This window comes from Novosphingobium rosa NBRC 15208, from assembly GCF_001598555.1.
GTDB classification, from domain to species: domain Bacteria; phylum Pseudomonadota; class Alphaproteobacteria; order Sphingomonadales; family Sphingomonadaceae; genus Novosphingobium; species Novosphingobium rosa.
Genome location: NZ_BCZE01000060.1, coordinates 1 through 18,727, shown reverse-complemented (window position 1 = coordinate 18,727; position 18,727 = coordinate 1). Strand labels below are relative to the sequence as shown.

Genomic DNA, 18,727 nt, shown 5'->3' with positions numbered 1-18,727 from the left:
ATGCTTGCTCCCGTTGAAGAACCGGCGCCCGTTCTAGCCCTCTGGCCTGCGCTGCCCAGTCGCACTATCAAGCACATGCTGTTCGTCTCGATTGCACACTGAAAGGGCCCCATGACCCGGGAACATCTTCCCCATCTCAGCCTTTTTGCCGAAGTGGCGCGGCGGGGCGGCTTTCGCGCCGCGGCCCGCGCGCTGGGCATGTCGCCCTCGGCGGTCAGCCACAGCGTGGCCCTGCTGGAGGAGCGGCTGGGGGTGCGGCTGCTCAACCGCACCAAGCGCAGCCTGGCTCTGACCGAGGCGGGCGAGCGCCTGTTCGCCCGCCTCGATCCGGCGATGGAGGATATCGCTCAGGGCCTGCGCGATGCCGTCGAAACCAGCGACGAGCCTTCGGGCCGCGTGCGGATCACCACGCCGCAATCGGCCTGCACCATGCTGCTCAAGCCGCATCTGGGGGATTTCTCGCGCGCCTTTCCCGAAGTCTCGCTGGAGATTCTGGTGGAGGATCGTTTCGTCGACATCGTGGCGGACCGCTTCGATGTGGGCCTGCGGCTGGGCGAGGCGCTGCGGCCCGATATGATCGCGGTGATGCTCAGCCCGCCGATGCGCTTCACCATCGTCGCCTCGCCCGACTATCTGGCGCGCCATGGCCGCCCGGCCAGTCTGGACGATCTGGCCCATCACCGCTGCATCCGCCGCCGCTTCAGCAGCGGCCTGCTCTATGTCTGGGAGGTGGAGCGTGACGGCACCGAGATCACCCTGCCGCATCTCAGCGAAACCATCACCACCAATGATGACGATCTGATGCTGGAGGCCGCGCTGAACGGCAGCGGCATCGCCTTCCATTATGAGCGCCGCATCGCCCGTCACATCGCCGAAGGCCGCCTGATCGAACTCTTCCCCGAGAATTGCGGGACGTTCCCCGGCTTCTACCTCTATCATTCCAGCCGCAGGGGGATGCGCCCGGCGGTGCGCGCCTTTATCGATTTCTTCGTGGCGGCCAATCGGACCTTGCGCTGATTCCCGGCGCCAGTCGCGGCGCGCTGAGGCTCAGGCGGTTTCGGCTTCCCGCTGCCGCGCCCGCGCCGCGATGAGGTGGCGCACCTGCTCCACGCCCTCGGGGGTGGCGGGGTTGTAGACCATCATGTTGAGATCGGAGCGGCCCTCCACCGCGAAATTGGAGAACTCCAGTTCGATGGTCCCGATCTCGGGATGGCGGATGCGCTTGGTGCCGTCGCCATGCGTCGGCGCGATATCGCTGCCGCGCCACAATTCGGCGAAGAGCGGGCTGCTTTGCGAGAGTTCCTCCACCAACTGGCGGATTTCCTCGCCCGCGCCGGCGCGCGCGGCATCGGCGCGGAAGGCGCCCACCACATAGCGCGCCACGCTCAGCCAGTTCTCCTGCGCATCGCGGATGCGCGCGTCGGAGAACATCAGGCGCAGGATGTTGCGCTGCTTGCGCGGCAGGGTGGCATAATCGGTGAGCAGCGCGGCGGCGGCCTCGTTCCACGCCATCACCTCCCAGGTGGCGGTGCGGATGATGGCCGGGCTCAGCACCATGGCGTCCAGCACGCGTTGCAGGCGCGGGGTGATGCCCTCCACCTCGCGATAGCGCGGCTCGGGCGGGTGGCCCAGCGCCAGCATGAACATATGTTCGCGCTCGGGCTCGGTCAGCATCATGCCCGAGGCGATGCGGTTGAGCACATCGGCGGAAGGCGCCCCGCCGCGCCCCTGTTCCAGCCAGGTATACCAGGTGGCGCTGATGTTGGCGCGTTGAGCGACCTCCTCGCGGCGCAGGCCGGGGGTGCGGCGGCGCCCGGTGGCAAAGCCGAAGCTGGCCGGATCGAGCCGCGCGCGCCGGTCGCGCAGGAAACCGCCCAGGGCATTGTGGGGTGCGTTGCCGGTTTCGCCATCGGGCGTTGTTGCATCGGAAGCCATGCCGCGATCCTGTTGAGGATTATACCACGATAAAGTCACTACTTTAACAGGAAGCCATTTAGGCCGAAATCACCCTCCGGACAAGACAGGAGCCCCCCATGCGTATCTTTCTGACTGGAGCGACCGGCTTTATCGGATCGCGGATCGTCCCCGAACTCATCGCCGCCGGGCATCAGGTGCTGGGCCTCACCCGCTCCGACAGCGGCGCGCAAGCGCTGGAACAGGCCGGGGCGCAGGTGCATCGCGGCACGCTGGAAGACCCGGCCACGCTGCAAAGCGGCGCCGAGCAGGCCGATGCCGTGATCCACACCGCCTTCGACCATGATTTCGCCAACTTCGTCGCCAATTGCGAGAAGGACCGCGTGGCCATCGCCGCCATGGGCGAGGTGCTGAAAGGCTCGAACCGCCCGCTGCTGATCACCTCGGGCACGGGGCTGGGCAGCCATGCCGATGGCTCGCCCGCGACCGAGGACGTCTATGACAACAGCCATCCCAACCCGCGCGCGGCATCCGAGCAGGCGGGGCAGGCGCTGCTTGAGGCCGGGGTGCATGTCGATGTGATGCGCCTGCCGCAGGTCCACAATCCCGAAAGGCAGGGGCTGATCTCGCCGCTGGTGGCGATCTCGAAGGCGCAGGGCCGCGTGGCCTATGTGGGCGAGGGCGCCAACCGCTGGCCGGCGGGGCATGTCGATGATGCGGCGCTGCTCTATCGTCTGGCCATCGATCACGCCCTGAACGGCGGCACGCCCGGCGCGCGCTGGCACGCCGTGGGCGAGGAAGGCATCTCCGCCCGCGCCATCGCCGAAGTGCTGGGCGAGGGGCTGGGCCTGCCGGTCGTCTCGCTGACGACTGAGCAAGCGCCGGAGCATTTCGGCTGGATGGCGATGTTCGCCGCGCTCGATATGCCCGCCTCCAGCGCGATCACCCGCGCCGCGCTGGGCTGGGCCCCCAAGGGCCCCGGCATGATCGAGGATCTGAAAGCCATGGATTATCAGGCCGCTTTCGCGGGATAATCACCGCCCGATCAGCCCCAGCGCGTGGCGGATAAAGGCATCGTGATCCAGCACCCAGCGGTCGGTCTGGGGCAGGTTGGGGTTGGCGAAGGTCCACCCCTCCTTGCCATAGACGCGCTGGAAATTGCCCCTGGTGTTGAAGGCGAGAGACACCGCGCGCTGCTGGGCGGGCGTGGTGTCCTCGCTGCCCCAGACGCCCGAGGCCCCCGGCTCCATGCGGTTGCCGGTGGGCCTCAGCGCGAAGACAAAGGGCTCGTTGCGGAAGCTCTCCACCGTGGTGTTGAGGAAGACCGAGAGATAGACCTTGTCCAGCGCGGACAGCGGATTGGCGGGCATGCGCCAGTTCGGCGTGGCCAGCAGCGGCCATGGGTAGTTGCCGGGCGCGCCATAGATGATTTCGCTGCGCAGATCGACCAGCGCGTCGCGCGGCTCCTGCAGCGGGGCGATGCGTTTGAGGTGCAGATTCTCCGCCCAGGTGAAGCCGAAGGCCGAAGCGTCGATCAGCGGCATCGCCGAGGGCGGCGTGTCGTTGGGCTGGTTGGAGACCGTGACATTCTCATAGATGCGCAGATAGGCCTTGTCCTTCAGCTGATGGCCGCTGGCGACATTCTTCCATGCCCGGTCGCCATGCCAGCTTGAGTTGCGCAGGTGAGAGACCAGAATGCCGTTGATATAGGTGGAATGCTGCTGGTCCACCTGCGTGCCGACATTGCCCGCAACATCGCTGTCCTCGACATAGAGCATGGTCTGGCCGCTCGGCACGAAGAGCGCGTTCTTGCCGCCATAAAGCCGCGAGCGGCGCACCACGGCGGTGAACAGCCCCGGCGCCGTGCCGCCCGCCGCCTCCAGATGAAGCGCGCCCTGCGGCTGGATCGAGCCGGGGAAATCCAGCGCGATGTCGCGCATCTCGAAATGGATGCGCTGCTTGCCGATCTCGAAGAGGCGCAGATCGATGCCCGCCCATTCGCCGGAATCGCGGAAGGTCACCTGCCGCCCGGGGATCGAGGATCGCAGGATATATTGCGTGCCCTGCAGATTGCCGATGATCTGCGGCATCCACGGCGCGAAGGGATAGACGCAGGGCTTGCCTTCATGGTCCAGCGCCTCATAGATGAACTCGAAGCCGCCCTCCACGCGGCCATAGAGCGAGGCGGCATCGCGCCCGGCATAGACCTCCTTGCGGGCGGCGCGCGAGGCATCGCATTTCACCTGAAGCACCACCGCCGGGCGTTTCAGGCCGGTCATCGGCATATAGAAAGGGTAGAGCCGGTCGGCGTGCTGGGCCGGGGTCTGAGGCTGAGGGGCGGGGGCGGCCTGGGCGAGCGTGGCAGTTGCCCCCAGCAGCAGGGCGGAGCCGATCCGCATCAGGAGCTTGAGGGTGGTGAAGGCGGGCACGAACATTCCCCTTGAAGCGAAGGCGCTGCATGATGGCGCGGCGTGAGGACCAGTCCTAAGCTTGTGAAAGTAAACGCGGGGTTGCGCAATTGCGCTGGCGCATGCGGCGCGGTGGCCTATGGTGCGCCCGTGCCGGGCAGAGATCCGGCCTGTTGAGGAGGGCATGTCCATGCGTTCGATCCTTTCCGCCTGTCTGCTGCCGGTCGTTTGCGTTGCCATGTCGCCCTCTGCGCAAGGCGCGACCGCGTCACCCGCCGCGCAAGGCGCGGCCACATCGCCCGCCGCGCAAAGCGCCGGCTGGCCCGACGCCGCGGCGGGCGATCTGACCGCCAGCGTGGATCTGGGGGCGGAGTTTCCGCAGATGAAGGGCTTTCTCTTCACCCAGCACCTGTTCACCGTCGCGCCGGGCACGGGGCGGGCGCTGCATTCGCACAAGGATCTTCCCGAGATCGTGCGCATCCTGTCCGGCACGCTGACTCAGAACCGCGCGGGCGAGCCGCCCCGAGACTATGGCCCCGGCTCCACCATCGTGACCTCTGGCGGGGTCAGCCATGAATGGGTCAATCGGGGCAAGGAGCCGGTGGTCTTTATCTCCACCGCGATCCGCCGGGCCCCGCCCAGGCCATAAGAGCTGCGCTCAAGCCATCACTTGTATCAGCTGCGACACCTTTCGCGCGAGAAGATTACACGAGATAAAGTTGTAATTGCTAATCATTCGCGTTAATTCTCGCGGGTGGGCATCATTCTTTCCGGTCCGAAGCCTTGCGTCCGCATGCTGCTGCCCGATGGGCGGGCAGAATGTGGTGTGGGCGGAGCCGGAGCGAGGCGCCCGTTTTTCTCTTTGTTCCCGAAAGGATAGGCTTTCCGTGCGTTCTGCTTCCTTTGTCCTGATCGCGGGCGCGCTGTCGGCGCCTTTTGCCTCTTCGGCCGCGGCCAGCACCGTTTCGGTCACCCTGCCGCGCATGTCGCTGGCCGAGTATAAGCGTCCTTACGTGGCGGGCTGGATCGAGCCCGCCAATGGCGGCGCGCCGCGCAGCCTCTTCGTGTGGTATGATCTCAAGAAGGGCGGCAATGAGCCGGGCACCAAATGGCTGGGCGATTTGCGCTCGTGGTGGCGCAAGGCCGGGCGCCTGATGAAGCTGCCCGCCGATGGCGTGAGCGGCGCGACCCGCGCGCCGGGCACTTACACCATTGCTTTGCCCAATGATCTGGCCCCGGGGCATTATGTCTTCAACGTCGAGGTGGCGCGCGAGCATGGCGGGCGCGAGCTGGTCAGCGTACCGGTTTCGATCCCCAATCCCGCAGGCAAGGCTTCGGGCAAGTCAGAGGTTGGCGCTGTCGTGGTGGCGGCCAAGTGAGGGGCGGGCAGATGATGCGCAGAATCGCTTTCGCGCTGGTTCCGGCCCTGCTGGCGGGCACCGCCGTGCCCGCTCTGGCCGACAGCACCTATATCAAGCCGTCCAGCACCAGCCTGGCGGGCAACAACAACATCGTCACCTTCGATGCGGCGGGGGCGGACCATCTGTTCCAGCTGGATCACCGCCCGGTGGCGCTGGCCACGATCAAGGTGGAGAAGCCCGATGGCACGCCGGGCACGCTGGCCAATGCGCTGCAGCAGCGCTTCCGCTCGGTGTTCGATCTGAAGCTGGATCAGGATGGCACATGGCGCATCCTCTCCGCGCAGACCATGGTGATGGGCACCGTCAAGATCGACGGGCAGGAGCGCCGCGTGGGTGGCCGTGGCGGTCCGCCTCCGGGGCAGAGGCCGGGTGGTCCGGGGCCCGAGGGGCGTCCGGGTGGCGAAGGCGGGCGTGGTCCTGAAGGTGGCCCCGGCCCGGGTGGCCCCGGTCAGGGTGGTCCGGGCGGCCCCGGCGGCCCCGGTCGCGTGCCGCCGCTGGCGCTGGCGGATATCCCCGAGAACGCCACCGATGTGCATCTGACCGAGACCGTCAGCACCACCGAAACCTTTGTGACCCAGGGCGCGCCCAGCCCGCTCAAGCCCAAGGGCAAGGGGCTGGAGTTCGATCCTGTCACCCATCCCAATGCGGTGGCCATGGGCGAGCCCGCGCAGTTCCGCTATCTGATCGACGGTCAGCCCGCTGCCGGTGTCAAGGTGACCGTCATCGCCGATGGCGACCGCTATCGCGAGCAGACCGACGCCCTGACGCTGACGACCGACAAGCAGGGGCTCGTCACCATAAAGTGGCCGAGCGCGGGTCTCTACTGGATCGGCGCCGAGGCCGAAGACAAGAAGCCCGACGAAAAGCGCGCGGAAAGCCGCCGCATGATGAGCGCCGTCACGCTGGAAGTGGCGACGCCGTAAGGATGGCGAGGCCATCGTGGGGTGCGGCTTCAGGCCTGCTCCACGATGGCGGCCACCTCGTCCCAGCTGTGGGCGATATGGGCGGCTCCGGCGGCGCGCAGGCGTTCGTCATGGCCGGGGCGGATATGCGATCCGGCGCAGAGGCCGATCACCGTCATGCCTGCCGCCGTGCCTGCCTTCACGCCTGACGGGCTGTCCTCGATCACGATGCAGTCTTCGGGTGCGGCGTTCAGCTGCTGCGCGGCATGCAGGAAGATATCGGGGTAGGGTTTGCCTCTTTCGACACGATCGGCGCTGAACACGCGATCCGTGAAAAGATCGGAGAGGTTCAGCACCTCAAGGCAGACATCCAGCCGTTCCTCCGAACTGGAGGAGGCGATGCAGCGTGGCAGCGCGGCGAAGCGCCGGATGAAGGCGGTGGCCCCGGTCACTTCGATCAGGTCCGAGCGGAAGCGCGTCAGCGTGTTGACCATCAGCTTTTTGGCGAAACCCCTGGGCAGGCAGGCGCCGACATCCGCCGCGATCAAGGCCGCCAGATCGTGCCATCGCTGGCCCATGTAGCGGTCCAGCGCGTCGTCATAGCTAATGGGCTGGCCCAGAGCCGAGATTTCCTCGGCCAGCACGATGTTGGCCAGAGCCTCGCTGTCGGCGATCACGCCGTCGAAATCGAAGATCAGTGCGGTCATGCTGCTCCAGCCGTGGTGATCTGCGTGGGGGCGGGATACCGCGCTTGCGCCGGGGTGGCCATGGTTCAGCGCTGATCTGGCCGGGATTCGGGGCGGGCGCGGATAAAATCGATGAAAGCGCGCAAGGGCGGCGGCAGATGGCGGCGGCCCGAGTAGTAAAGCATGGGGCCGGAGAAGGGCTGGTCCCAGTCTTCCAGAAAGCGCACCAGCGCGCCGCTGCGCAGATGCGGGGCCAGCCAGTCCTCGAAGAGATGGATCACGCCGAGACCGGCCACGGCAGCATCGATCAGCAGGTCGCAGGCGAGGCCCGGCTGGATCACCAGAGGGCCGGTGGGATCGAGGTGCAGCACTTCGCCACCCTTTTCGAACTCCCAGATGGCCAGTCTGCCGCTGGAAAAACGGCCGCGCATGCAGGCGTGATGGAGCAGTTCGCGCGGGTGGGTGGGCGTGCCATGTTCGGCCAGATAGGCGGGGGCGGCGGCGGTGACGATCGTCTGCTGGCGCGGGCCGATGGGCACGGCGATCATGTCCTGCTCCAGCCGTTCCTCGTAACGGATGCCCGCGTCGGCGCCCGAGGCGAGGATGTCGACGAAGCTGTCCTCCACCGTCACCTCGACCCGGATCTGGGGATGGGCGCGCAGGAAAGCGGGCAGGATGCCCGGCAGCACGGTGCGCGAGACATTGGCAGGCACGTTGAGGCGCAGCGTGCCGGCGGGCTGGTCGCTGCGGGTCTGCACGGCCTCCAGAGCCGCGCTGACCTCGGCCAGCGCGGGGGTGAGGCGCGCGAAAAGGCGCTCGCCCGCTTCGGTGAGGGAGATGCTGCGCGTGCTGCGGTGGAGCAGGCGCACCTCCAGCCGCGTTTCCAGGCGTTTGAGCGCTTCGCTCAGGCCCGAGGCCGACAGGCCACTGGTGCGGGCGGCCTCGCGGAAGCCTCCGGCGCGGGCGACGGCCATAAAGGCCGAGAGGTCATCCAGTTCCAGCGCCATTGTACGAAATTCCGAACAAGCTGTTGCGAATAACCCGGCTTATCGATCGCCGCCCGTGAGTCCATAACAAACACAACCTTAAGAGGAGGCATCTGATGAGCAATCTTGCACAAGCCGGCACGTTCAAGCTGGGCGATCGCACTGTGAACCGCATGGGCTATGGCGCGATGCAGCTGGCCGGGCCGGGCGTGTTCGGTCCGCCGCGCGATCATGCGCAGGCTTTGGCGGTGCTGCGCGCAGCCATCGAGGCCGGGGTCAACCATATCGACACCAGCGATTTCTATGGCCCGCATGTGACCAACCAGATCATCGCCGAGGCGCTGCATCCCTATGCCGACGATCTGGTGATCGTGACCAAGGTGGGCGCGCTGCGCGGCGAGGACGCATCCTGGAACCCGGCGCAGAGCCCGGAGCAGCTGACCCAGGCGGTGCATGACAATCTGCGCAATCTGAAGCTGGATGTGCTCGATGTGGTCAATCTGCGGCTGATGGGCGATGTGCATGCGCCTTCCGAAGGCCCGCTGGAGGAGCAGTTCACGGCGCTGGCCGCTTTGCAGCAGCAGGGGTTGATCCGCCATCTGGGGCTGAGCAATGCGACGGCCAATCAGGTGAAACAGGCACAGGCGATTGCGCCGGTGGTCTGCGTGCAGAACCTCTACAATCTGGTCCACCGCGAGGATGAGGCGCTGGTGGAGGATCTGGCGGCACAGGGCATTGCCTATGTGCCCTTCTTCCCGCTGGGCGGGTTTACGCCGATCCAGTCGGATGCTCTGGCTTCGCTGGCCCAGAGCATCGGGGCGACATCGATGCAGGTGGCACTGGCATGGCTGCTGGCGCGTTCTCCCAATCTGCTGCTGATTCCGGGCACCTCGAGCCTGAACCATCTGTCGGAAAATCTGGCGGCGGCGCAGCTGGAGTTGACCCCGGAGCTTCTTGCGAAGCTGGACCTCTAAAAGCTGCGAACACGTGCCGAACGATTAGGTTTGAGCGCAACGAAGACACTCAAGGGAGCGCGAGGGCGATGGCCCTCGCATTCTCTCACTTAAAAACCTTCACTCCCTCTGCCCGATCAAATCCGCCCGGATCGCCTGCAACTCGGCCTCATGCTGGGCGCTGACCTTGGGGAAGTGCGGCTTCAGCCCGTCGAGCAGATCCAGCACGATCTGCGAGACGATCAGCCGGGCATTCTCCTTGTCGTCGGCGGGCACGACATACCATGGCGCATCGGCGCTGCTGGTGGCGGAGATCGCGGCCTCATAGGCCTTGCGATAGTCCTTCCAGAACTTGCGCTCCTCCACGTCGGAGGGGCTGAGCTTCCAGTTCTTGTCGGGCTCGTCGATGCGCGAGAGGAAGCGCTTGCGCTGCTCCTCCTTGGAGAGGTGCAGGAAGATTTTGACGATGCGCGTGCCGTTGGCGTGGAGGTGGCGCTCGAAATCGCGGATCGAGCGGAAACGGTCCTCCCACAGGGCGTCGCCCTTGTGGCGCTCCACCGGGAAGCCTTGCGCTTTCAGAATCTCGGGGTGGACGCGCACCACCAGCACATCCTCGTAATAGGACCGGTTGAAGATGCCGATCTGGCCGCGCTCGGGCAGTTTGACGGCGGCGCGCCACAGGAAGTCATGCTGCGCTTCCACGGCGCTGGGGTGCTTGAAGCTGGACACCTGACAGCCCTGCGGGTTGATGCCCGACATGACATGGCGGATCGCGCCATCCTTGCCCGCCGCATCCATCGCCTGAAAGATGACGAGGACGGCATGGCTGTTGTCGGCATAGTGGCGCTGCTGCAGGTCGCTGAGCTTGGAAACATGATCCGCCAGCACCTCCTGATAATGCTCTTTGGAGTGGTAGACGGGCGTCACCAGCGTCTTGCGCTTCTTGAGATCGACCTCCTCACCCGGGGCAATGCGATAATCCTTGAGGCGAATTTTCATAAGCGATGCCCTTCGGTTGGGAGGAGGGAAAGCAAGGCAGGATTGCCGGTTGCGGGCAGTTGGGCAAGAGGCTTGCGCGGCGGATGGCGCGTGCCCGTGGCGCCCTGCCGCTCAATCTGTCGCTCAGTGCGGGATCATGGCCTGCAGGGTGGCGACCAGATCGGCCTCGGCGGCGGGCTTGTCGCGGCGGATGCGGGCGATGCGGGGGAAGCGCATTGCCAGCTTGGATTTGTGGCGGTTGCTCTCATGGATGGAATCGAAGGCGACCTCGAAGACGAGCGATTTCTCCACCTCGCGCACCGGGCCGAAGCGGTTGGTGGTGTGCTGGCGCACGAAGCTGTCGAGCCATTTGAGGTCTTCGTCGGTGAAGCCGGAATAGGCCTTGCCCACCGGCACCAGCTCGCCGCCCTGCTCCGGCGGGGCGGTCCAGCAGCCGAAGGTGTAGTCGGAATAGAAGCTGGAGCGCTTGCCCGACCCGCGCTGGGCATACATCAGCACGCAATCGGCGGTGAGCGCATCGCGCTTCCATTTGTACCACAGGCCCACGCGGCGCCCGGCGCTATAGGCGCTGTCGCGGCGCTTGAGCATCACCCCCTCGATGGCGGCATCGCGGGCGCCGTCGCGCAGCAGGGAGAGGGCGGTGAAATCCGCCGCCTCGATCAGCAGCGAGAGGTCGAAGCGGGAAGCGGGCAGGTGGGGCATGATCGCCTCCAGCCGCTGGCGGCGCTGGTGCCAGGGCAGGGGGCGCAGGTCTTCGCCGCCATCGAACAGCACATCGTAGAGGCGCACGAAGGCCGGATAGTCCTCCAGCATGCGCGCACTGACCTGCTTGCGGCCAAGACGCTGCTGCAGGGCGTTGAAGCTGGCCGCGCCGCCTTCCTCGCCGCCCTGATGGCTGCCGCGCACCAGCAGCTCGCCATCGAGCACGCCATCGCGGGTGAAGTCGGCGGCCACCTCGGGGAAGGAGGCGGTGATGTCGTCGCCGCCCCGGCTGTAGAGCCGCGTCTGCCCGCCCATGCGGACCAGTTGCACGCGGATGCCATCCCATTTCCATTCGGCGGCATAATCGGCCAGATCGACCTGCTCGTCCCCCAGCGGATGGGCCAGCATAAAGGCGCGGAACACCGGGCGATGCGCGGCGTCGGGTTTCGGCCCTTGCCCGCGCGCCCAGGCGAAGAGCTCGGCGTAAGGCGGTTCCAGCGCGTGCCACGCCTCTTCCACGTCATCCAGAGGCAGGGTGAAGGCCTGGGCAAACGCCGTTTTGGCCAGCCGCGCGGAGACGCCGATGCGCAAGGCCCCCGTCGCCAGCTTGAGCAAGGCAAAGCGCCCCTTGGCATCCAGCCGGTCCAGCAGCGCGGCCAAATCGGTTTGGACGCTGCCGCACGTCATAGCCTGCAGGGCGACGACGGTTTCACTCAGCCCCGGCGGCGCGGCGGGGGCACCGGGTTGGGGCCACAGCAGGCTGACCGTTTCCGCCGTATCGCCGACATAATCGCGCGACAGGGCAAACAGCACCGGATCGACCCTCTGCCCGATCAGCGTGCGGATGGCGGCAGGCTTGACGGCGGGAAAATCCAGCCCGCCCGTCAGCCCGGCCAGCGCCCAGCCGCCATCGGTATCGGAAGCTTCGCGCAGATAATCCGCGATCAGATCCAGCTTGCCATTGCGCGATCGTGTGTAGATCAGCCGGTCGATGAGGTTGGCGAAATCTTCCACGCTCAATCGTCCTCATCCTCATAGCCCACCAGATCGAGCGGGCGGGCCTTCAACTGATGCGTCTGGCACCAATGGACCAGCGCATCGTCCCGCCCATGGGTGATCCATGTCTCGGCGGGCGAGAGTTCGCGGATGGTCGCGGTCAGCTCGTTCCAGTCGGCATGGTCGGAGATCACCAGCGGCAGCTCGACATTGCGCTGCACCGCGCGCTGGCGCACCCGCATCCAGCCCGAGGCCATGGCGGTGATGGGCTCGGGCAGGCGGCGGCTCCAGCGATCATTGAGCGCCGAGGGCGGGGAGAGGATGATCTGGCCTTCCAGCGCCTCCTTCTTCGCCTCGCTCACCAGCCGCAGATCGCCCAGATCGACGCCCCACTCGCCATAGAGGCGGCACATCGCCTCCATCGCGCCATGCAGCCAGATCGGGGCATCGTAGCCCGCCAGCCGCAATTCCGCGATCACCCGCTGCGCCTTGCCCAGGGCATAGGCGCCCACCAGCACGCAGCGCTTTGGGTTGGCGGCGCGGGCCTCAAGCAGGCGGGCGATTTCTCCGGCGATGGGGGGATGGATGAAGACGGGCAGGGCAAAGGTCGCCTCGGTCACGAGGATGTCGCAGGGCACCGGCTCGAAGGGCAGGCAGGTGGGATCGGGGCGGCGCTTGTAGTCGCCCGTCACCACCACCCGCTCGCCCTGCCGTTCCAGCACCACCTGCGCCGAGCCCAGCACATGCCCCGCCGGAGCCAGCCATGCGGTGATGCCGTCGCCCAGATCCAGCCGTTCACGCAGGGGCAGGGGATGCGCACCCTCCGCCACGCCATAGCGCAGCGCCATGATCGCCAGCGTCTCGGGCGTGGCGATGGTGGCCCCGTGGCCGCCGCGTGCGTGATCGGCATGGCCATGGGTGACCAGCGCCCGGCCCACCGCCACGGAAGGGTCGACCCAGACATCCGCGCCGGGCAGATAGAGGCCCTGCGGCATGGGGCTGATCCATGAGGATGCTGCCAAAATCAAATCCTTCCGGCTTCGGTTCTGGTGTATCAAAGCATTGCGGAGGCGTCTCGTTCCGGGGAAGTCTGCGGGGCAGGATGGTTGTCACTTCCCTCCCATAACATAGGTGTTGCCACTTATTATGAACGGATGGCCTGTGATCCAAGCGTAAAGGGCATGCTGCTAGCCTGCGGGCATGGACCTCTCCAACGCTCCAAAACTCGCCTGCAGCGACCGGGCAAGGCTCAACGTGCTTGCCGGGCTGGGCATTCTCGATTCCGCGCCCGAAAGCGACTTCGACGAGTTGACGCGGCTGGCCGCCGCCGCTCTGGGTGTCGCATGCGCGGCGGTCAGCCTGCTGGATGACAAGCGCCAGTGGTACAAGTCGCGCCACAACATTCCCTTCGAGGAAACCCCGCTGGATGTGGCCTTCTGCATCCATACGGTGGCCGCGCGCGAAACGCTGGTGGTGCCCGACGCCACGCTCGACCCGCGCTTCTGCGACAATCCCCATGTCGTGGCAGAGGATGGCATCCGCTTCTATGCGGGCGTGCCGCTGATCGTCTCCTCGGGGCATTGCCTTGGCACATTTTGCGTTTTCGATACGCGGGCGCGCGCAGGGCTCGACGAGGCCCAGCTTGGCCTGCTGGCCGATCTGGCCCGGCTGGCCACCGATCTGATCGAGGCGCGGCGCTTCAACCGCATGGGCGAGATCGCCGTCAAGGTGGTCGATGCCACCTCAGACGCAGTGCTGGCGGTCGATGCGGAGGGCAAGATCGTCTATTGGAACCCGGCGGCGGAGGCGATGTTCGGCCATGCCGCCCGCGATGTGCTGGGCCATGGCATCGCGCTGATGCTGCCCGGCGGCCTGCCCGAGCCAGGCGGCGCCACAGCGTCACGGCGCGAGGTGCTGGCCTGCCGCGCCGATGGCGCCGATTTTCCGGTCGAACTCACCGTGGCGCCATGGGTGCAGGGCAATGCGGGCGGCATCGCCGCGATCCTGCGCGACATTGGCCACCGCAAGGCGCTGCAGCGCGACCATGAGCATGCCAAGGCCTTCCTTGCCAATGTGGTGACCAATCTGCCGGCGATGCTGTTCGTCAAGGATGTGCAAAGCCGCCGCTATCTGGTCGTCAATCAGGCGGGTGAGAAAGTGATCGGGCGCGAGGCCACCGAGATGGTGGGCCGCACCGATCTGGAACTCTTCCCCGAATATGGCGCGGGTTACGAGGCGCGCGACAGCGCCGCCGCCGCTTCCGACGGTCCCCATATCTTCGAAAGCGCTTTCGTGCGCGACGATGGCGAGACCGTCCATCTGCGCACCATCCGCAAGCTGATCGACGGTCCGGACCGGTCCGGCCAGTATATTCTGGGCATTTCCGAGGATGTCACCCAGATCCGCCAGCAAGAGGCCGAGGTGCTGCGCCTGGCCCATTACGACACGCTGACCGGGCTGCTCAACCGTGCCAGCTTCACCGACCGCATTCACCGCATGGTGCAGGAGCGGGCGCCCTTCGCCATGCTCAGCATCGATCTCGACCGCTTCAAGGCGGTGAACGACATGTTCGGCCATCCGGTGGGCGATGCGGTGCTGGTGCAGGTGGCTGAGCGGCTGACCGCTGTGGTCGGCGACGCGGAATGGGTGGCGCGCATCGGCGGGGATGAATTCTTCGCCATCCTGCCCGGCGAAAACCTGCGTGACCGGGCGGCCCATGTCGCCGATGCGATTGTGCGCCGCCTTGGCGCGCCTTTCGTCACCGAACGCGGCGTGGCGCATCTGGGCGCCTCGATCGGCGTGGTGCTGATGCCCGAGGACGGCGCCACCACCGAACATCTGCGCGAGAATGTCGATCTGGCGCTCTATCGCGCCAAGATGAACGGGCGGTCGGGCGTGTGCTTCTTCAACAGCGCCATGGATGCCGCCGCGCAGGACCGGCGCAGCGTGGCGCGCGATCTGCGTCAGGCGGTGGCCAATGGCGAGATCGCGCTGGCCTATCAGCCGCTGATCTGCACCCAGACCGGGGAGGTCACCAGCGCCGAGGCGCTGGCGCGCTGGACCCATCCCGATCGCGGCCCGATCCGGCCCGACATCTTCATCCCCATGGCCGAGGAATACGGCCTGATCGATGCGCTGGGCGAGCAATTGCTGCGCAAGGCCTGCATCGATGCGCAGACATGGCCCGAACCGCTGTGCGTGGCCGTGAACCTGTCACCCTTGCAGTTCCTTTCCAACCGGCTGATCGCCACGGTGCGTGAGGCGCTGGATGTGTCGGGTCTGGCGCCGCAGCGCCTGCAGCTGGAAGTGACCGAGGGTCTGCTGATCCGCGATGTGGATCGCACCTTCGCCCAGCTGGAGCAATTGCGCGCGCTGGGCATCCAGATCCTGATCGACGATTTCGGCGTGGGCTATTCCTCGCTCAGCTATTTCCAGCGCTTCATCTTCGACAAGGTGAAGATCGACAAGAGCTTCATCAACGACATCGCCACCTCCAGCGCGGCCCGCGCCATCGTGCAGGCGGTGGTGGGGCTGGGGCAGGAGCTGGGCATGGCCGTGGTGGCCGAGGGCGTGGAGAATGAGGAGCAGATGGGCCTGCTCGTCTCTCTGGGCTGCACCCATCTGCAGGGCTATCTCTTCAGCCACCCGATCTCGGCCAAGGCGCTGGGGCGCTTTCCCGCCAGCAAGGGGGTCATGCCGGCGCGGGTTCCGGCCTGATTCAGCTTTCCGTCCGCACTGTCAGCATGGCCCCGGCGGCGATCAGCAGCGTGGCGGCGGCAAAACCCATGGTGTAAACGGGCTGGCCGGGGAAGAAGGCCTCCATCACGCTGCGCATCACCGTGGCGACCAGCAGCTGCGGCACCACCACGAAGACGTTGAACAGGCCCATGGAAACCCCCAGCTTGCTCTGCGGCAGGCTGGAGGCCAGGATCGCATAGGGCATCGCCAGGATCGAGGCCCAGCAGATGCCGATGCCGATTTCAGCCAGCTGCAAGGCTTCGGGCGAACGGATCACCAGATAGGAGGCAAAGCCCGCCGCCCCGCAGCACAGGCTGAGCGCATGGGTCCTGGCCTTGCCGATCCGCGCCGAGAGCCAGGGCAGCAATGCCAGCGCGGCAATCGCCGCCACGCCATTGTAGATCGAGAACAGGCGGCCCACCCAATTGGCGGCCTGCTGATAGGCGGGGCTGGCCGGATCACTGGCGCCAAAGGCATATTGCGCCACGATCGGCGTGGAATAGATCCACATCACGAACAGCGCCGACCAGCTGAAGAACTGCACCAGCGCGAGGCGCTTCATCAGCGGCGGCATGCCCGAAAAATCGCCCACCACGCTGGAGAGCATGTTGGGCCGCCCGGCCCGCGCCATCAGGATCGCGGCGGCATAGGCCAGACCATAGGCGCCCAGCAGCGCGGCGAGCAGATAGAGCTCCTTGGCCAGCGCGTAATGCGCCACCAGCAGCGCCAGCAGGCCCCCGGCGGCCAGCCAGATCAGCGCGGCGGCGGGGTTGCGGCGGGCCAGAGCCGCGTCGGGGGCGGGGGCGTCATGAGCTTCTCCGAAAGCGGCCATCTGCGCGGGGGAGTATTCTCGCGTGCTCAGCACCGTCCACAGCACCGAGGCCAGCAGCGCCGCGCCGCCCGCCCAGAAGCTGTAGCGCACCGTGGCCGGGATCTCCCCGGCGGGCGCCACATTGGACACACCGGCCCAATCCAGCACGCTGGGAAACAGCGAGCCGACCACCGCGCCCACGCCGATAAAGGCCGTCTGCACCGCATAGCCCGCCGTATGCTGATCGCGCCCCAGCATATCGCCCACGAAAGCGCGGAACGGCTCCATCGAGATGTTGAGGCTGGCATCGAGCAGCCAGAGCAGCAGAGCCGCCCCGATCAGCACATGGCTGAGCGGCATCGCCGCCAGCGCCAGCGCGGCCAGAATGGCTCCGGCCAGAAAATAGGGGCGGCGGCGCCCGAAGCGACCCAGCCATGTCCGGTCCGACAAATGGCCGATCACCGGCTGCACCAGCAGGCCGGTGAGGGGGGCGGCCACCCACAGCGCGGCCAGATCGTCGACATTGGAGCCCAGCGACTGGAAGACCCGGCTCATATTGGCGTTCTGCAGCGCAAAGCCGATCTGGATGCCGAAGAAGCCGAAGCTGATGTTTCCCAGATCGCGCCAGCCCAGACGGGGCTTTGCTGCGCCATGCTGCGCGATATGATCCTCCAACCCCCGTCTCCCTTGATCGGCTTCGTGTTTTTGTTGTCGCATCGTTTTTGCGAAAAACCGGTTCCCACTTTTTCGCACGATGCCTTGGTTGCGGTCGCATGGAGCCGTGATTTGAGCAATCACGTATACGAATACGATGCCAAGAAATCGGGGCCGTGAATTCAGGCTCCGCTGCTGCGCCGCACGGTCAGCCGGGCGGGCAACATGGGCGAGGGCAGGGGGCGGCCCTCGATCTGGGCCAGCAGCGTGTCGATCAGCAATTCGCCCGCGCCGCGCAAATCCTGCACCAGCGTGGTGAGCGGCGGGCTGGTCATGGCGGCGGCGGGAATATCGTCGAAACCCACGATGGCGACATCCTCGGGCACGCGCAGGCCTTTGGCGGCCAGCGCCCGCAGCGCGCCGATGGCGATCAGGTCGGACCCTGCGAAAATGGCGTCGAAACGCGTGCCCCGCTCGATCAGCGCCATGGCGGCGCCGTAGCCATCGTCCTCGGTGGTGTAGGCATCGACTTGCAGCGCCGGATCATGCTTCAGACCGGCGGCATGCTGCGCGGCAAGCAGGCCCCGGTAGCGCTCGGCGAATTCGGGATAATGCTCGTCGGCCTGGCCCAGAAAGGCGATGCGGCTTCGGCCCCTGGCGATCAGATGCTCGCCCGCCATGGCTCCTGCGCCGAAATTGTCGCTGCCCACCGTGGCGCCGATGGTGTCAGGCCCCACCGAGCCCCAGCGCACAAAGCGCGTGCCCTGCGCCACCAGCCCGGTCAGCCGCTGCTCGTAGAGCGCATAATCGCCATAGCCGAGCAGGATCATGCCGTCGGCGCGGTGGCTGTCCTGATAGCGCGTATGCCAGTCATCCTCCATTTTCTGGAAGGATATCAGCAGGTCCAGCCCGCGCTTGCCGCATTGGCGCGTGATCGCCCCCAGCATCGCGAGGAAGAAGGGGTTGATCCTCGATTCATCGGGCGTGGGGTCTTCGAAGAACAGCAGGGCGATGGTGTTGGCCCGCTGCGAGCGCAACGAAGAGGCGTTCTTGTCGACCGTGTAGTTCAGCTCACGCGCAATGGCCTCGATCCTGGCGCGGGTTTCGGCGCTGATCGCGCGGCTGCCCCGCAAGGCCCGGCTGACCGTGGGCTGGGAGACCCCCGCCAGATAGGCAATGTCGAAACTGGTGGGCTTGCCCGATCCCCGCTGGCTCATCGCCGTCTTCCCTATCGTTCCTTCGCCGGTTCCCCTGAGGGAAATGGGCCACGCGCGCCACACGCCGATGCCTGCTCTGCCATGCGTATACGTATACCATCTTCAAAGCCGACTAAAGCGCGCTGTATCAAGGCGATCAACAGGGCGACGCCGCCCCGATCAGACAACAGCGCCACGCCAAACGGGCGGGCCATTCCGGGGGGATATTCGATCATGTCGCAGATGTCGTGGCGCAGGCGCTTATCGCCGCTGTCGACGGGTGTTTGCATTCCCGCTTCCAAGGACCACCACGCATGACCCTTCCCGATACGGCCTCGCACTGGTGGCAGGGCGCCTCCTT

The 18,727-nt window shown here is 66.4% G+C and carries 17 protein-coding genes; 7 read left to right on the top strand and 10 right to left on the bottom strand.

Annotation, left to right across the window (positions count from 1 at the left end; all coding sequences use genetic code 11):
* The first annotated feature begins 111 nt into the window (after positions 1–111).
* Positions 112–1,017 carry a LysR family transcriptional regulator gene (locus tag SR3_RS21040; protein ID WP_068090383.1) on the top strand — a complete coding sequence of 302 codons (906 nt, stop codon included), beginning with the start codon at positions 112–114 and terminating at the stop codon, positions 1,015–1,017.
* A gap of 30 nt (positions 1,018–1,047) precedes the next feature.
* On the opposite strand, the gene SR3_RS21035 is transcribed toward SR3_RS21040, so the two are convergent.
* Complete coding sequence (locus SR3_RS21035; RefSeq protein WP_068090382.1) at positions 1,048–1,935, bottom strand: helix-turn-helix transcriptional regulator; 888 nt, start codon at positions 1,933–1,935, stop codon at positions 1,048–1,050.
* A 98-nt stretch (positions 1,936–2,033) separates the two neighbouring features.
* Between SR3_RS21035 and SR3_RS21030 the strand changes: the two genes are divergently transcribed.
* On the top strand, positions 2,034–2,948 hold the full coding sequence (locus SR3_RS21030) for an SDR family oxidoreductase (protein WP_068090381.1): 915 nt from the start codon (positions 2,034–2,036) through the stop codon (positions 2,946–2,948).
* Here the strand turns inward: SR3_RS21030 and SR3_RS21025 are convergent, their stop codons facing one another.
* Positions 2,949–4,343, bottom strand: a complete 1,395-nt coding sequence (locus tag SR3_RS21025) for a hypothetical protein (RefSeq protein ID WP_157099012.1) — start codon at positions 4,341–4,343, stop codon at positions 2,949–2,951. It lies immediately after the preceding gene.
* Between the two features lie 169 nt (positions 4,344–4,512).
* On the opposite strand from SR3_RS21025, the gene SR3_RS21020 reads away from it, so the two are divergent.
* The 3 genes from SR3_RS21020 (at position 4,513) to SR3_RS21010 (ending at position 6,666) form a co-directional block, all read left to right on the top strand.
* Positions 4,513–4,971, top strand: coding sequence for a cupin domain-containing protein (locus SR3_RS21020; protein ID WP_157099011.1), 459 nt, complete (start codon positions 4,513–4,515; stop codon positions 4,969–4,971).
* A 238-nt stretch (positions 4,972–5,209) separates the two neighbouring features.
* Entirely contained in the window at positions 5,210–5,701 is a 492-nt protein-coding gene (locus SR3_RS21015; RefSeq protein WP_068090377.1) for a DUF2271 domain-containing protein, read from the top strand.
* An 11-nt stretch (positions 5,702–5,712) separates the two neighbouring features.
* Positions 5,713–6,666, top strand: a complete 954-nt coding sequence (locus tag SR3_RS21010; RefSeq protein ID WP_245654031.1) for a DUF4198 domain-containing protein — start codon at positions 5,713–5,715, stop codon at positions 6,664–6,666.
* Positions 6,667–6,695: 29 nt separating this feature from the next.
* Here SR3_RS21010 and SR3_RS21005 read toward each other — a convergent pair whose 3' ends face one another.
* Together SR3_RS21005 and SR3_RS21000 are read right to left on the bottom strand one after the other, a co-directional pair.
* Positions 6,696–7,352: an HAD family hydrolase gene (locus tag SR3_RS21005; protein WP_068090376.1), complete on the bottom strand. Its 657-nt coding sequence runs from the start codon at positions 7,350–7,352 to the stop codon at positions 6,696–6,698.
* Between the two features lie 65 nt (positions 7,353–7,417).
* Positions 7,418–8,338 (bottom strand): LysR family transcriptional regulator, encoded by a 921-nt coding sequence (locus tag SR3_RS21000; protein ID WP_068090374.1) that lies wholly within the window; start codon positions 8,336–8,338, stop codon positions 7,418–7,420.
* A 95-nt stretch (positions 8,339–8,433) separates the two neighbouring features.
* On the opposite strand from SR3_RS21000, the gene SR3_RS20995 reads away from it, so the two are divergent.
* Complete coding sequence (locus SR3_RS20995; RefSeq protein WP_068090372.1) at positions 8,434–9,291, top strand: aldo/keto reductase family oxidoreductase; 858 nt, start codon at positions 8,434–8,436, stop codon at positions 9,289–9,291.
* Between the two features lie 99 nt (positions 9,292–9,390).
* Here the strand turns inward: SR3_RS20995 and SR3_RS20990 are convergent, their stop codons facing one another.
* From SR3_RS20990 to SR3_RS20980, 3 genes are all read right to left on the bottom strand, one after another.
* Complete coding sequence (locus SR3_RS20990) at positions 9,391–10,269, bottom strand: ADP-polyphosphate phosphotransferase (RefSeq protein WP_068090370.1); 879 nt, start codon at positions 10,267–10,269, stop codon at positions 9,391–9,393.
* Positions 10,270–10,392: 123 nt separating this feature from the next.
* Positions 10,393–11,985, bottom strand: coding sequence for a cisplatin damage response ATP-dependent DNA ligase (locus tag SR3_RS20985; protein WP_068090369.1), 1,593 nt, complete (start codon positions 11,983–11,985; stop codon positions 10,393–10,395).
* A gap of 2 nt (positions 11,986–11,987) precedes the next feature.
* Entirely contained in the window at positions 11,988–12,962 is a 975-nt protein-coding gene (locus SR3_RS20980; protein WP_068090367.1) for a ligase-associated DNA damage response exonuclease, read from the bottom strand.
* Between the two features lie 205 nt (positions 12,963–13,167).
* On the opposite strand from SR3_RS20980, the gene SR3_RS20975 reads away from it, so the two are divergent.
* Positions 13,168–15,684, top strand: a complete 2,517-nt coding sequence (locus SR3_RS20975; protein ID WP_084455782.1) for a sensor domain-containing phosphodiesterase — start codon at positions 13,168–13,170, stop codon at positions 15,682–15,684.
* A gap of 1 nt (position 15,685) precedes the next feature.
* On the opposite strand, the gene SR3_RS20970 is transcribed toward SR3_RS20975, so the two are convergent.
* The 3 genes from SR3_RS20970 to SR3_RS20960 all read right to left on the bottom strand — a co-directional run.
* Positions 15,686–17,191, bottom strand: a complete 1,506-nt coding sequence (locus tag SR3_RS20970) for an MFS transporter (RefSeq protein ID WP_407668189.1) — start codon at positions 17,189–17,191, stop codon at positions 15,686–15,688.
* A gap of 161 nt (positions 17,192–17,352) precedes the next feature.
* Positions 17,353–18,387, bottom strand: coding sequence for a LacI family DNA-binding transcriptional regulator (locus tag SR3_RS20965; protein ID WP_068090363.1), 1,035 nt, complete (start codon positions 18,385–18,387; stop codon positions 17,353–17,355).
* Between the two features lie 11 nt (positions 18,388–18,398).
* Positions 18,399–18,727: hypothetical protein (locus tag SR3_RS20960; protein WP_218018864.1), on the bottom strand; the 329-nt coding region annotated here is incomplete at its 5' end.